The organism is Actinoplanes sp. NPDC026670 (assembly GCF_040638175.1).
Lineage (GTDB): Bacteria > Actinomycetota > Actinomycetes > Mycobacteriales > Micromonosporaceae > Actinoplanes.
This window is the reverse complement of the sequence record NZ_JBEZXU010000013.1, coordinates 140174-154677: the sequence shown is the minus strand read 5'-3', so window position 1 is coordinate 154677 and position 14504 is coordinate 140174. Positions and strand designations below refer to the sequence as shown.

Below are 14504 nucleotides of genomic sequence, written 5' to 3'. Positions count from 1 at the left end.
TGGTGCCGTAGTGTCGCTCGACCGGCCCCGAGTGGACCTGGCTGTTCCGCGTGAGCTGGGAATTCACAGTGCCGTCCCGGTCGTCGACGGTGATGACGACCTGCCGGCCTATGTGAAACGGGATTTCGACTCGCGGCTGCGGATCGCGCTTGCCACGAATCTGCCGGCCCGCGGAAGTTTTGTCGTGATGGTCGGCGGATCGTCCACCGGGAAGACGCGTTCGCTGTACGAGGCGATCTACGAACTCGTGCCGGAATGGGACCTCGCACAGCCGGCCGACGCGGCTGAACTGCTCGAGGTGAAGAACGCTCCGCCGCACGGGACCGTCTTCTGGCTGGACGAGTTGCAGCAGTTCCTCGGCGCCCATCCGCCGTTGACCTCCGAGTGCATCCGGGCGCTGGTGCGGCACGGCAATCTGGTGGTCGGGACACTGTGGCCGGACCAGTACGCCAAATGGACGGCCGGCCGCGACGACGTCCACCTGCTGGTGAAGAGTGCGTTCGTCATCCCCGTACCGGATGCGCTGAATGCCGTTGAATTGTCGATCGCGGAAGACGTCGCGCGGTGCGACAGCCGGATCCGGGACGCGCTGGAGGCCAGCGAGGCCGGGCTGACCCAGGTGCTGGCCGGCGGCCCACGGCTGGTGATGTGCTGGGAGCAGCCGCCGAACGTGTACGCCAAGGCGATGATCACCGCCGCGGCTGACGCGCACCGGCTCGGCGTGCAGTCGCCGCTGAGCAAAGCGCTGCTGGCCGACGCCATGTACGGGTATCTCCGCGGCCACCATCGCGTCCCGACGGCGGACCACTGGCTGGCCGAGGCGCTGCCGTACGCCACCCAGCCCCTCTACGGCGACGTGTCGCCGCTGTTCCCGGCCGACGACGGCCGGGCCGGCACCCTCGCCGGCTACACGATCGCGGACTACCTGGCCCAGCACGTCCGGCGCAAGCGGCGCACCGAGCCGCTGCCGCACGAGGCCTGGGAGGCGCTGGTGACCGGGCTGCGCCGGCCCGAAGACCTGCGCCGCCTCGCCACCGCAGCCTCGGCCCGGCTGCGCTACCGGTACGCGGAGAAGGCGCTGACCCGCCTCGTCCAGGAGTTCGGCCACGGCAAGGCGGCCGCCGAACTGGTCGATCTACTCGTCCGCCAGGACCGGCTCGACGACGCCGCCGAGATCCTCCGGCAGCGCCTGCTGGCGGACCCCCAGGACCGGTTCGCCACCCGGAAACTGATGCACGTCCAGGACCTGGCGCAGCGCGCCGACCAGATCCGCACACCGGGCCGGACCCGGACCGGTGGCCTGCCCGGCGCGGTCGCCGGCCTGCTCGCCGACGGCGGGGTCTGCGACGACCTGCGGCGCGAGGCGGACGCCGGTGACGCGATCGCCACCGAGAAGCTGATCGAACGGCTGGCCGACCGCGGGCACCTGCGCGAGATCCGCGACCGCGCGGACCGGGGCGAGCCACGCGCCGCGGAGGCGCTGGCTGATCTGTACGCCGGGTGGGGCGACGCGGAACTGCTCCGGCAGCGTGCCGAACGGGGCGAGCGTGCCGCCGAGCTGCGTCTGTCGAAGCTGCGCCGGACCGCCCCGCGCAGCGAAGGGTCCGCCCTGGAGATCGCCGGATTGCGGGCGAAGGTCGACGACGGCAGCCACGAGGCCGCGCTGCAACTGTGCACCTTGCTGTTCGAGCTGCGCGACGAGGACAACCTGCGGGCGGAACTGAACGCCGGAACCGCCGGCGCCGGTGATCGGCTCATCGCCCTCTACACCGCGCAGGAGCACCCATCGCTGATCTCGCTGCGGGCCTACGGGCTGGACGCCGCGGGCGCGCTCGTCACCCAGCCCCTCATGCCTTGATCGAAAGGACCTCTCATGGCCGAGTTGACCCCAGCGGACTACGCCTACCTGATCATCCTGAAGGCGGCCGATCGAGAACTCTCCAACACCGAGCTCCATCAGCTGTACGGAGTTCGCCTGGTCAGCCCGGACTACGAGCGACTGAACGCCGCCGGGTACGTCAGCTCCGACACCAAGCGCCGCCCCTACCGGCACACCGTCACCGGTGCGGGCCGCAAGGCCGTCCTCGTTGCGCTGACCGTCGAGCAGGGCCGGCCCGCCGAGGGCGAGAAACGTTCCGCCGGCGAACGGCAGCTGTTCTGGGCCGCGCTGGTCGCTTCTCAGCAGCTGCTGGGGAGGGCGGCTCGTGCCGAACCGGCGACGGGCCCGCGGGCGGAGGCGGTGGCCGAACCCGTTGATCTCGACGGCCGTATCCGGGCCGCCTACTCCGAACTCGCCGAGGGACCGGGGCAGTGGGTAGCCCTCGGCACCCTGCGGTCTCTGCTCAAAGACGTGTCCAAGGCGGATCTGGACAGAGCGCTGGCCGGTTTGCTCGAAGCGCAGGATGTCCGGCTCGAGCCGGACGCGCTCGAACACCGGATCAGTGAGCAGGAACGGCGTGCCGCAGTCCGGATCGGCGGCGAGGATCGGCACAAGCTCGCGATCGGCCGGCGATGAACGAGGAGCAACGTTCGGCGCTTGCGGCGCTGCGGTTCAGCTGGGCCATGGCACCCGACGACGTGTGGCGGCGTTCGCCCTTTCACGTCGGCGGGCTGCACGACGATGTGGCCCGCGATGTGCGCGACGGCATCGCCGATGCCGTGGCGAGCCCGGATGCCAGCCCGATCGGGTTGGTGCTTGAGGGCCGGCAGGGCACGGGCAAGACCCACCTGCTGGGCTGGGTACGCGAGCAGGTGCAGCAGCAAGGAGGCTACTTCTTCCTGATCGGACTCCTCGACGGCAGGAACTTCTGGGACGGCCTACTGGTCTTCTTGCTCGATGGCCTCGCTCGCGAGGCGCCGGGTGGGGAGACACAGCTCAGCCTGCTGCTGCGGCGTCTGGCGTCCCGAGTCGGGGCGCCACGAGCCGACCGTCGCGCGGTCATCGGAGAGACTGGGCTCACGAAGGAGGCTCTGGACACATTCGTCGCCGGTTTGCGCGAGTCCGATCAGCACGTCGCGTATCGCTGCCGGGACACCCTGCGTGCGCTCGCGTTGCGCGCCTCGGAGGACGAGGAACACCAAGACATTGCCGACAACTTCTTCGCACGTGCGGAGGAGGGCGTGGCCGGGGAACGCCGGCAGTGGGGGATCCGCAACACACACCGGACCACCCAGGAGATCGTTCAAGAGATTTCCTGGCTGCTGGCCACCACAGGGCCATCGGTTATCGCATTCGACCAGATCGATACGGCCCTGGCGCAGGCTGCGCTGCATGAGGATCTGTCCAAGGTTTCAGGTGGGGGACAGGACCTTCATCTGGCGGTCATGGCGACAGAGCTGGCCAACGGCCTGACCGACCTGCGGGACGCCACTCGCCGTACCTTGACGGTCCTCGCCATGCTCTCGACGACCTGGGACCTGATCGCGAGCCGAGCGCCGGCGTCGTTCGAACCAAGGTTTCACCGCTGTCAAGTGCTGCAAGGGATCCGGTCACCGCAGGTGGCGCGGCAGCTCGTCGAGAAGAGGTTCGCGGCCCGGTTCGCCACCGTGGGCTTCACCCCGGACTATCCGACCTGGCCGGTCCGGGACGAGGTCTTCGCGGAGGCCATGGACTACACGCCGCGCCGGCTGCTGGTCGCCATCGACCGGCACATCCGCGCCTGCCTGATCGACGACCGGCTGCGTGAGCTGACCAGCCTGCGGGAGGTGCCCGCGGACGATCCGGAGGTCAGGACCCCGGACCGGACCGCGCCGACGATCGCCGATGACGATCTGGCCCGGATCGAACAGCGGTTCGAGGAGCTGCGGCGTACGGCGGACGTCACCTCCCCGCTCGAACGCGACACCGAGGACAGCTCGTTCCCGGCCCTGCTCGCAGCCGGCCTGAAGGCGTGGATAGCCGAGCGCGGCGACGACGGCGCCGGGTTCAGCATCGATCCGCCGCCGAGTTCCCGGCCGGATCTGCACGCCAGGCTCCGGCGCAACCTCGACAGGCGTTCGGAGGAAGAACTGGCGAACGCCGCCGACCAGTCCCGCAGTGAGGACCAGATGCACTGGTCCTTCCGGGCGATCAGCGACACCCACCACGGCCTGGCCGCGCTGCACCGCATCCGTCGCGCCCGCACCGCCTCCGGGCTCACCGCCGACGTCACCAAACGCAAGCTGTTCCTGCTGCGCAACGGCCCGTGGAGCCAGGCGGCCAAGACCCAGGAGGTGATCAAGGAACTCGAAGCGGACGGCGGTGTGACGCTCCGCGTCGACGAAGCCGATCTGCGGGTGCTGGCCGCGCTGCACGGCCTGCGGGACGAAAACCCGGCGCACCTGCACGCCTGGCTGGTGCGTTACCGGCCGGCCGAACAGCTCGCCCTGTTCAAGGAGACCCTGGCCGACGCCGGCACCGTGATCGCCGAGGTGAAGACGCCGGACCGGGCGCCGGACGAGCCGCCGGCCACCGGCTTCACCATCGGGCACGGGGTCGGCGACGACGTTGCGGCGCTGATGTCGCTGGAGTCCCTGCGCAAACACGCGGCCATCTTCGCCGCCTCCGGGTCGGGCAAGACCGTGCTGCTGCGCCGGCTCATCGAGGAGTGCGCCCTGCTCGGGGTGTCGGCGATCGTCCTCGACCCGAACAACGACCTGGCCCGTCTCGGCGACCGCTGGCCGGACACTCCGCCCGGCTGGCTGCCCGGCGACGCCGAGCGCGCGCGACGATTCCTGGCGGGCACCGAGGTGATCACCTGGACACCGCGCCGGGATGCGGGCCGGCCGTTGAGTTTCCAGCCGCTGCCCGACTTCGGCGCCGTCCTCGACGACTCCGACGAGTTCAACGCCGCGGTCGAGGCGGCGGTCACCTCGCTCGCGCCACGGGCGAACCTGGTCGGCCGTACCTCCCGGGTGCATCTCGGTCTGGCGGTGTTGCGCAAAGCGGTGGAGCATTACGGCCGGCAGGGCCGCGGCGACATCCACGGGCTCATCGCTCTGCTGTCCGACCTGCCCGACGGTGTCAGCCGGCTCGACGACTCCGCGAAGATCGCGTCAGGTCTCGCGCAGACGCTCACCGCCTCGATGGACAACGATCCGCTGTTCGGCGGGAGCGGCGCCCCGGCCGACCCGGGGATCCTGCTGACCCCGTCACCCGGCCGGCGCGCCCGGATCTCGGTGGTCAGCCTCATCGGGCTGCCCGGCGACGACGCCCGGCAGGGTTTCGTGAACCAGCTGCAGATGGGCCTGTTCGCCTGGATCCGGAAGAACCCGGCGCGGGACCGGCCGCTGCTCGGCCTGCTGGTGATGGACGAGGCGCAGACCTTCGCGCCGTCGGGAACGATGACCGCGTGCACCCAGAGCACGCTCGCCCTGGCCTCCCAGGCCCGTAAGTACGGCCTGGGGCTGATCTTCGCCACGCAGGCGCCGAAGAACCTGCACAACCGCATCCCGGGCAACGCGGCGACCCACTTCTTCGGGCGGCTCAGCGTGCCGGTCCAGATCGACGCCGCCCGCGAGATGGCCAAGGTCAAAGGCGGCGACGTGCCCGGCATCGGCAATCTGACCGCCGGCGAGTTCTATGTCGCGCTGGAGGGCGAGGTACCGCACCTGGTGCGCACACCGATGTGCCTGAGCCACCACCCGAGCAGTCCGCTCACCGACGAGGAGGTCATGGCCCGGGCACGGGCCTGAAAAACCCGTCAGCGGTACGGGCGCAGCAGGCTCGCGAGATCGGTCCGGCCGATCACGGCGAGGGCGTCCGGGAGCTCGGACAGCCGGTCACGGCTCTCCAGCCACGTCCACAGATCGCGTGGCTCGTCGCCGCTGCGGAACCGGCGGGTCTCGTACGAGGGGACACCGACCACATCGGCCAGGTCCTGCCAGTCGTAGGTGAGCCGGTTGACCACCTCCAGCTTCACCGTCCCGGGAACCCCCGCCGCCGGGGCGGGGCGGGCCTCGGGCGCCGACGGCGACAGCAGGCTGGTGAGCAGCGCGAACAACACTTCGGCGGACGCCCGGGCGGCGAAGGCTTTGAACCTGTCGTCCTTGGCGAAGTCGGCATGGTCCATCACACCCTTCACTACCAGCCAGTGCGGCACCTGCCGTTCGTGGGCGACCGTGGCGATGGTCGCGGCCTCCATCTCCAGCGCCAGGATCCGGCGCTGGTTGATCTCCAGCCGGTCCCAGACGTCCGGATCCGTCATCACGGCGCTGCCACTGGCCATCGGCCCGGCGACGACCTGGTACGGCAGCCGCTGCGGCCCGGCGTCGAAGTAGAGGACCCGCTGGATGTGGTCGCGGCCCGCGCCGGTCAGCACCAACTCCCCGTCCCGCCAGTGGATGAGGCCGCCGGACTCGAGCCGCTCCAGCCGCTCGCGCCAGGCCGGTCCGGGCAGATAGCGGTCCCGGGCCGGATGCTTGCGCGGGTTCTGGCCCCGGTACAGCCGCTCCAGGAACCAGACGGCGGCCTCGTCGTCGGTGGCCACGCCGTGGCTGGGCAGGTGCGCCGGATCGAAGTCCTGCGCCGCCCGCAACCATCGGATGTCCTGCGGAAACTGCTGATGGTCGGCGCGGAACGCCGGGCCGGCGTGCTTGCCCTCGTCCCATTCGTAGGCCGGGGCGGCGACGATCACATCACCGGGAGCCGTCTCGCCGGGTTTGCCGGCACACACGCCACACATCGCCAGGCAGGTCGGCCGCAACTCGTTGACCAGGGTGGTGGTGATGGCGCCGACACCACGTCCGCCCATCTGCGTCGGACGGGCGAGCGCGATCGAAAGCCCCTGGTGCCGGGTGGTGGCGTAGGGCGCGGTGCCGTCGGCGCCCTGGTCGTGCCACTGCGCGCCGCCGGCCACCGCCCGGGCGGCGTCGTATTCGTCCTTCAGCGCGGTGACGACGAGGACGTCGATGCTTCTGCCGTTGTGCACGCGTACCCCTCGGTGGTCGTTCGACTTCAGCAACCCCACGGAGTAGCAGTGTCGGCTGGTTCTCTACCGCCGTTCTTCCGGCCGTCGCAGGACGCGGTCGTGGTCCGGTACGTCGCCGGCCTCGTACAACTGCTCCACCCGGCGCCACGCAGCGTCCGCGGCGGCCGGTGAACCCTGCGCCGCCCGTACCACGGCCAGCCGCCCGAGTGCCTGGATCTCCAGGTAGGCGGCGTCGGCGCCGGCGAAGCACCGCGCCGCCCGGTCCAGTTCGGCGGCCTGCTCGTCCAGGTCGCCGGCGGCGTGCCACAGCTCCGACAACGACAGCCTGACCCGGCCCTCCAGCAGGCTGTCGCCGCGGTCGTGGGCCACCTCGGCCGCCAGGCGCAGATGCTCCTCGGCCACCGGCCGGTCACCGTGGTGGCGGGCCAGGTCGCCGAGGCCGTGCGCGGCGTACGCGGAGCCGAGGCCGTCGCCCGGCCCGAAGACCTCGCGGACGGCGGCGAAGGCACGTTGCGCCCCGGCCACGTCGCCGACGGCCAGTGCGGCGCAGCCCAGCCAGTACCGGGTCTGCGCCACGAACCGGGGGTGGCCCAGTTCGACGGCCACCGCCTCGGCGCGGGCCAGCGCGCCGGCCGCCTGCGCGTGCTCCTGCCGGTCGAGGTGGACCTGGCCGATGAAGCGGAGCGTCTGCCACCGGCCGGCGGTGTCCTCGGCCGCCTCGTAACCGTGCAGTGCCGCGTCGAACAGGGTGAGCGCCTCGGTGGAGCGGCCTCGCCGGCGGACGGCGTTGGCCAGCGTGCGGCGGGCGATCGCCAGGCCGTGCACCTCCTTCTCGGCTTCCAGCAGCTCCACCGCGCGGCCCAGTTCGGCGATCCCGGACAGGCCGGGCCGGCTGCCGCCGGTGACCAGGGCGGGCTGGCCGAGGCTGGCCAGCACGATGCCCTCGCCTCGGCGGTCGCCGGCCGTACGGCACGCCTGCAAGGCCGTGGTGTGCGTGGCGTACCAGTCGTCGTGCAGCCCGAGGATGGTGTAGAACTCGTGGGCGGAGACGGCGAGGTCCCAGCACACGGCGGTGAGCCCCAGCTCCGCGGCGAGACCGACCGCGACCCGGATGTTGAGCCGTTCCGCCCGGAACCACGCCAGTGGATCGTCGTCGACCTCGGTGTACGCGGCCTCCGGCAGGGGCGGCGCCGGCACGCTGCTGTGCACGACGTCGAAGTCGCCTCCGCACTGCCTGGTGTGCGCGTGCCGGAGCAGGCCGAGCAGCGCCGTGCACACCCGGGCGAGCAGCGTCTGCGGGGTCTCCCGGCCGGGATACGCTGCTTCGGCGCAGCGGGCGGCGTACTCCCGGGTCAGATCGTGGAACCGGAATCGGCGCGGGATCGGCGACGTGGCGGTCTCCACCATCGACGCCGCGGCCAGTTCGGCCAGCGCCTCCTGGCCCTGGGCCGGGTCGTCGGTGAGCGTCGCAGCCGTCCAGGCGGCGAAGGTGGGCAGCGGCAGTAGACCCAGATCCACGAAGAGCCGCCGGTGGACGGCGGTGAGCGGCGCCAGACCGGTCTCCAGGGTGCGGGCGAGACTGTCCGCGCCGAACGCGTAGGCCGCCGGCCCGCGGGTGCGCAGCCGCCGGGCGAGGTCCGCGGTCGGCTGCGGGTGGTCGTGGACGCGCAGGGCGGCGGCGATCCGCAGGGCCAGCGGCAGGCCCCCGCAGAGACCGACGACCTCGCCCACGGCCTCGCGTTCTCCGCTCAGATCGATGCGCGACGCCGCGACGACCGACTCGAACAGGGCGGTGGCGTCGGTGTCCGGTAGCGGCTCCAGCGTGCCGACGTGGTGCGCGCCGCGCACGTCGGGCAGGTGGCGGCGGGCGGTCACCAGCACCTTGCATCCCGCGCCGGCCGGGATCAGCGGCGAGATCTGCGCGCCGTCGGACGCGTCGTCGAGCACGATGAGCATCCGCCGGTCGGCCAGCAGGCTGCGGTAGAGCGCCGCCCGTTCGGCTGCCGACTCGGGAACCACGGGGACGTTCAGCGACCGCAGGAACTGCGCCAGGATCTCGGCCGGCGTGGCCGGGTCGGCCGACGTGCCACGCATCTCGGCCCACAACTGCCCGTCGGGATAGTCACGCCGGCGCCGGTGCGCCGCTTGCAGGGCGAGTGAGGTCTTGCCGATCCCGCCCGGCCCGGGAACGACCATGACCTGGTACCGGCTGCCGGCGGCGAGCAGCCAGTTCAGCTCGGCGACCAGCGGCTCGCGGCCCACGAACTCCGGCGGCGCGGCCGGGAGCTGCTGGGGCACCGTGGTGACGGCCGGTGCGGACGGCTCGTTCAGCGGGAACGCCTTGGCCACCGCCTGCTCCTGGCCGGTGCTGATCGCGTACATCAGCGAGCGTAGTCCGGCGTCGGCGTCGCCGATCCTGGCCTCCAGGGCCAGCGCGTACTGCTCGTAGGATTCGACGGCCTCGGCTCGGTGCCCGTTGTGGTACAGCGCGATCATCAGAAGTTTCTGCAGCTGGTGATCGGGGCTGAACTGGGCGGCGATGGGTTGCAGGTCGTCGAGGACGTCGGCGAACTCGCGGCGCTGGAGCCGGAGCGTGAACAGCCGCACCGCGATCCGCTTGCGGCGCTGCTGAAGCGCCTGGACACGCTGGCCGAGCCAGGGCGCGGAGACATTGGACAGCGGCTGCGGTCCGCGCCACAGCCGCAGCGCGCGGCTGAGCTGATCGATCTCCTTGCTGCCGCGCTTGTCGGCGGCGGCGGTCAGCTCGTCGAAGGCGAGCAGGTCCAGATCCTCGGGCCCGGCCCGTAGCTCGTAGCCGAACCGGGCGTGGGTGACCAGATCACCCTCCCGGTCGATGTCACGCAGCAGGGTGCGCAGCCCCGACACGGCCTTGTGCAGTTGTGCCTCGGCGACCCCGGCCCGGCCCCAGCCCATCCGCAGCAGGTCGGCGTGCGGCAGGCGCTTGTTGGGCTGGATCAGCAGTGCGGCCAGGACGTTGAGCTGCCGTCCGGACGGCAGGTCCAGTGGCCGGCCGCTGCGCGGATCGCGTACCTCCAGCTCGCCAAGGACACCGTAGATCACGTAGCGGACCTCCGCCCCTCACTCCGCGTCGATCACTTGATGTCTGACCGTAGAAGCCGGGGCGGGAATCCGCCAGCAGCGAACGGACGGCCACCGTCGACGAGTAGGTGGAGGGAAGCACCACGGTAGACATTCGTGACTCAATTGCGCCACGTCATCACGACGTCACGGATGGTACGGGGGATGGCTGCTGATGATCGAGGACCGGCGTGGTCACCTGGCCCGGATCGTGGACACCGAACGGCGCCCGCTGCGCCCGATCGGGACCACGGCGTACGAGGTGGCCAGGCGCACCGGCGAGTTGTTGTCCGGCGTGCTGCGGTTGCCCGGCGTCCGGTCGTACCAGGGGGTCCGGCTCGCCGGGCATCCGCCGCTGCCGTACGCGATCAGCGCCGGAGCGCACATGGTGCTGGTCGAGGCGGTCGCCTGGCCGCCCGGCTCGTACGTCACCTCGCCGACCGGCGCCGTCCACTGTGACGACGTCTACATCGGCCAGTCGGTGCGCCCGCTGCTCGGCACGGTGCGCCGGCTGCGCCGCCTACAGCCCCGGGGGCACCGGGTGAGCGCCGTCGTGGTGGTTCATCCCAGTGTCGCCGGCCCGTTGCAGCTGCCGTCGGCCACCGGTGTCGACGTGTCCTGGTGTGCGGCCGACAGCGCGGTGGCGGTCATCCGCTGCCGGTTGCGGGCCGGTGGGCGTTTCCGCGCGCCGTCGCGTGCGCTTCAGGTGCTGGTCGCCGCCAGCGGCCGCGCGGACGGATGACGGCTCGCCGTACGGCTGCCCGGTCGCCCAGACCTTGTCGAACTCGGCGGTGAAGTGCTTCAGCCAGTGCGGGTCGCGGTCGGCGTACAGGGGCAGGGTCGGCTCGGGTGTGCCGCTGCGGTGCGAGTAGATCTCGACGTGGATCTGTCCGTGCGGCAGCTCCGGGTCGAGCGCGATCAGGCCGAACGCCGGCACGAAGTCCAGTAGCCGGATGTGCAGCCGGCCCGGCCCGGCCGCCGCCCGCCGGGCCAGATCGTCCAGCAGGTCCATGGTGGGGCGCAGCCGGTGCTCGAAGACCCCGGGGTTGTCCGCGATGGTGCTGCGCCGCGCCGCCTCGGCGATGGTCGCCGGGTCCGGCGCGATCAGCGCGATCCGCACGACGGCCCCCTGTTCGAGCCGCCGGCACAGCGCCGCGTAGTGGTTGCGGGCGGTCCGGGCCAGGGTGACGCCCAGGATGCGGATGTCGCCGGCGGCGCTGAGATCGAGATCCGCCCCGAACGGCGACCGGCCGAGCAGGTGGTCGGCGCTGCCGCGGCCGGTCAGGTCACGGTCGAGGTCGGCGACCGACCGGTTCAGCCTCGCCAGGGTGGACCGGCTGTGCAGGGAGCTGATGGCGAGCAGGCCGAGGGTGGCCAGGGTCGCGCCGCCGGTGACGGCGGCGCTCACGATGTCGAGCGCGCCGAGCACGCCGAGCACGAGGGCCATCGCGATGGTCAGGACGAGGTCGAGTCTGCGGAGCGTCATGATCGCACCTCTCAATACTGAGGGTGTTGGTGTGTGAACCCAACGTAACACTTCATGTGCGATTGACACAAAGCCCTGGGCGTAGTTATTGTGAGTTTGACAGTAAGGCGGGTGAGCTCGGGCCGAGCGGACGATCGGCCGGGGATCTCGCACGCCGCTGGGCAGCCGGCCGATGTGCCGTCCTGCCGGGGACCGGCCGCGCGGGGCGCCGCGTGAAGGCCGGCAAACCTTCGCCCTCCGTGCCCGTCCGGGCGCCGGGGAACGCGAGCGCCGGGTCCTCTCTCCGCATCGAGTCCACTCAACGAACTCCGGGAAGGAACCACCATGCGTGCGAATCTGCGCCGCGCCGCGATCCTCGTGGCCACGGCTGTCGCCCTCGCGCTGAGCGCGGGCACCCTCGCCGCCCCGGCCGCCGCCGAGCCGGTGTGCCAGGCCGGCAGCAACTGGGACGGGGTCCTGAAGATCTGCCGCTGACCGCGGCCCGAGACCGATGTGGGCATCCCGTGACACGGGGTGCCCATGTCGTCGTCAGCTGCTCCCGGCCCGCATGATCGGCGGATTCAGCGTGTCGGCCGCCCCGGCCCGGTACAGCGCGGCCGGCCGCCCGGTCGGCGGGATCCGTTTCGTGCCGGTGGGCTCGACGAACCCCTCCGTGTTGACGACCTTCCGGCTGAAGTTACGCGGGTCCAGGCCCTCACCCCAGACCACCTCGTACACCGCCCGCAGGTCGCCGATGGTGAACTCGGGCAGACAGAACCTCGTCGCCAGCGTGGTCAGCTCCAGCCGCCGCCGCGCACGCTCGACGGCCTCGTCCAGGATGCGGTCGTGATCGAACGCCAGGCTGCCACGGATCTTGCCGACCGGGCGCCAGGCCGCGCCGCTGGCGTCCGACCCGGCGGTCGGCAGCGGCAGGTCGGGCATGATGGCCAGGTACGCGACGCTCACCACCCGGCCCCGGGGATCCCGGTCCGGCTCGCCATACACCGCGAACTGCTCCAGATGCAGGCTGCCGCCGTCGAGGCCGGTCTCCTCACCGAGCTCGCGGACAGCGGCGTCGGCGATGTCCTCACCGGTCCGCACGAAGCCGCCCGGCAGAGCGGGCCGGCCGGCGAAGGGCTCGTTGCCCCGGGTGATGACGAGGGCTTGCAGGCTGCCTTCGCGCACGGTCAGGACGGCGAGGTCCACCGCGATGCGCAGAAGGGCGTGGTCCCTGGTGGTCATTCGGCGAGCATAGCTTGATGTGACTCTGACATGAACCACCCCGGCCGGCCGCTACCTCGGGATCGGGGTCCGGACCACCAGAACCCGGTCGGTGTCGTCGCCGCCCTGGAAGGTCTGGGCCAGATACAGCCAGTCACCCTGCACGGCGACCAGGTCGGCCTGGGCGGCGACCGACGCGACCCGCCCGTCGCGGGTCACCCGGAGAACCTCCGTCTCGCCCCGCATCCAGCGATCCTTGCGCGCCTGCTCGACCACCGCCCGACGGCTGCCCGTGACACCGTCCCACGCGAACGACTCCGGCAGCCGGTCGTCGATCCAGCGCCGGTTCGTCAGGTAGATGTCACCGTTCAGGTCGGCCACCAGGTTCGCCCCCTCGGCGTCGCCGCCCAACGAGACCGGCACACCCGCGGCCGCGCCGCGTTCCCGCCACGGCGTCTCCGGACGGCCGAGATCCGCGGTGCTCCCGGTCAGAGCACCGATCACCTGATGTACGGCTCCGTCCGCCCCGACCCGCACCACGCCACGGGCGCCGACCGCCGCGTACAGCAAACCATCGGTTGTGATCGTCATCGGCGTGACGTAGCCGGAGTCGATGGTCAGGCCGGTGCTCCGGACGCCGTCCGGGAAGCCGCCCCGCACACTCGCGGAACGCCAGTCCCCACTCATCTCCCGGCCGAGCACCGTCGCCAGACGGCCGTCCCGGACGGTGCGGACCACCTGGTAGGTGCTCTCACCGAGCCGGCTCTCGGCGAAATGGAACCGGCCGTCGGCGGACACCGCGACACCTTCCAGCACACCGAGGTAGGCGCCGTCGACAGGGGTCCCGTCCGGAACCGGGACGGCCGGTCCCTGATAGGTGGCCCGGTCGGGGCCGAGCACCCGGACCGTGCCGCCGTCCGGTTCGATCCGCACCACACTGCCGGGGCCCTGCCGCAGCGCCGCATACATGCCGCCGTCCGGGCCGGTGACGACCTGGGCGACGGTGACCTGGTCCAGGCCGGGCACCGGCACCCGACCGATCCGCCCGTCCCGGACCGTCCACAGGGTGTGGTCGAGGCCCTGCGCGGTCAGCAGCCGCAGCACACCGCCGGCGGACGCGGTCATGCCGAGGAGCCGGCCGTGCACCGGCGTGTCCGCGGCGAGCCCACCGGACACCGTCCCGGCGCCGGCCACCACCTCGACCCGCTGGCCCGGCGCCCGCCCGAGCAGCCCGCCGACGGTCACCGCCGGAACCAGCAGCAACACCGCCGCGGCCGCCGCCGACCAGATCAGTCCCCACCGGGTGACGAGCCGGACCGGCGTCACACCGAGCAGCCACGGACCCAGCCAGAGCCCACCGGCGGCCGCGCCGAGAAACGCGGGGACGGCTATCGCCGGGTGCGGCCACAGAGCGCCCATGTGCGGCGCGAGCACCGTGCCGATCAACGACGCCAGCAGCACCGGGACGGCGTAGAGCACGGCCCCGGCCAGCCGCGCCGCCCACACCGGCGACCGCCACCAGGGCGCGAGCCCGGCGACGAGCAACCCGGAGAACAGCGCCCCGATCAGCCCGCAGGCGACCCCGAACGGGATCCCGATCAGCATGTACACCGGCAGCCCCAGAAACGGTTGCAGCCGTTGACCGGGCGGGTTCTGCTCGATCGCCGCACCACCGAGGAACACGGCGGCCGTCACCATCCCGGTCAGGGCGCCGACCCCGGCGCCACCGGCCAGCGCACGGCCCGCGGCCCGCACCGGAGAGGGCCGCCGTGGTGCATCGACTGTTTCCAACGCCATGGCTCGCACGATAG

At 72.0% G+C, this 14504-nt stretch carries 10 protein-coding genes; 4 read left to right on the top strand and 6 right to left on the bottom strand.

The window, feature by feature from the left end:
* The first annotated feature begins 10 nt into the window (after positions 1-10).
* The 3 genes from AB0E94_RS15470 to AB0E94_RS15460 are packed head-to-tail and all read left to right on the top strand — an operon-like array spanning position 11 to position 5673.
* On the top strand, positions 11-1858 hold the full coding sequence (locus AB0E94_RS15470) for a hypothetical protein (RefSeq protein WP_360326579.1): 1848 nt from the start codon (positions 11-13) through the stop codon (positions 1856-1858).
* Positions 1859-1873: 15 nt separating this feature from the next.
* Entirely contained in the window at positions 1874-2515 is a 642-nt protein-coding gene (locus AB0E94_RS15465; protein WP_360326577.1) for a hypothetical protein, read from the top strand.
* A complete protein-coding gene (locus AB0E94_RS15460; protein ID WP_360326576.1) occupies positions 2512-5673 on the top strand; it encodes a DUF87 domain-containing protein in 3162 nt (1053 codons plus the stop codon). The genes AB0E94_RS15465 and AB0E94_RS15460 overlap by 4 nt, the downstream gene beginning before the upstream one ends.
* Positions 5674-5681: 8 nt before the next feature.
* On the opposite strand, the gene AB0E94_RS15455 is transcribed toward AB0E94_RS15460, so the two are convergent.
* The 4 genes from AB0E94_RS15455 to AB0E94_RS15440 all read right to left on the bottom strand — a co-directional run bounded on the left by AB0E94_RS15455 (position 5682) and on the right by AB0E94_RS15440 (position 11493).
* Complete coding sequence (locus tag AB0E94_RS15455) at positions 5682-6908, bottom strand: hypothetical protein (protein ID WP_360326574.1); 1227 nt, start codon at positions 6906-6908, stop codon at positions 5682-5684.
* A 63-nt stretch (positions 6909-6971) separates the two neighbouring features.
* Positions 6972-9989, bottom strand: a complete 3018-nt coding sequence (locus AB0E94_RS15450) for a BTAD domain-containing putative transcriptional regulator (RefSeq protein ID WP_360326572.1) — start codon at positions 9987-9989, stop codon at positions 6972-6974.
* Between the two features lie 213 nt (positions 9990-10202).
* Positions 10203-10439 (bottom strand): hypothetical protein, encoded by a 237-nt coding sequence (locus AB0E94_RS15445; protein WP_360326570.1) that lies wholly within the window; start codon positions 10437-10439, stop codon positions 10203-10205.
* 88 nt (positions 10440-10527) lie between these two features.
* Entirely contained in the window at positions 10528-11493 is a 966-nt protein-coding gene (locus AB0E94_RS15440; RefSeq protein WP_360326568.1) for a hypothetical protein, read from the bottom strand.
* Between the two features lie 324 nt (positions 11494-11817).
* On the opposite strand from AB0E94_RS15440, the gene AB0E94_RS15435 reads away from it, so the two are divergent.
* Positions 11818-11967, top strand: coding sequence for a hypothetical protein (locus AB0E94_RS15435; protein WP_360326566.1), 150 nt, complete (start codon positions 11818-11820; stop codon positions 11965-11967).
* Between the two features lie 54 nt (positions 11968-12021).
* Here AB0E94_RS15435 and AB0E94_RS15430 read toward each other — a convergent pair whose 3' ends face one another.
* On the bottom strand, positions 12022-12714 hold the full coding sequence (locus tag AB0E94_RS15430; RefSeq protein WP_360326564.1) for an NUDIX domain-containing protein: 693 nt from the start codon (positions 12712-12714) through the stop codon (positions 12022-12024).
* Positions 12715-12765: 51 nt separating this feature from the next.
* Positions 12766-14490, bottom strand: a complete 1725-nt coding sequence (locus AB0E94_RS15425; protein WP_360326562.1) for a hypothetical protein — start codon at positions 14488-14490, stop codon at positions 12766-12768.
* Positions 14491-14504 lie beyond the last annotated feature (14 nt).

What these genes read in the sequence shown, in the direction of transcription:
- AB0E94_RS15465 (WP_360326577.1), top strand. Translation starts at nt 1,874, where the DNA reads ATGGCCGAGTTGACCCCAGCGGACTACGCCTACCTGATCATCCTGAAG.
- AB0E94_RS15460 (WP_360326576.1), top strand. Translation starts at nt 2,512, where the DNA reads ATGAACGAGGAGCAACGTTCGGCGCTTGCGGCGCTGCGGTTCAGCTGG.
- AB0E94_RS15440 (WP_360326568.1), bottom strand. Translation starts at nt 11,493, where the DNA reads ATGACGCTCCGCAGACTCGACCTCGTCCTGACCATCGCGATGGCCCTC.
- AB0E94_RS15435 (WP_360326566.1), top strand. Translation starts at nt 11,818, where the DNA reads ATGCGTGCGAATCTGCGCCGCGCCGCGATCCTCGTGGCCACGGCTGTC.
- AB0E94_RS15430 (WP_360326564.1), bottom strand. Translation starts at nt 12,714, where the DNA reads ATGACCACCAGGGACCACGCCCTTCTGCGCATCGCGGTGGACCTCGCC.
- AB0E94_RS15425 (WP_360326562.1), bottom strand. Translation starts at nt 14,490, where the DNA reads ATGGCGTTGGAAACAGTCGATGCACCACGGCGGCCCTCTCCGGTGCGG.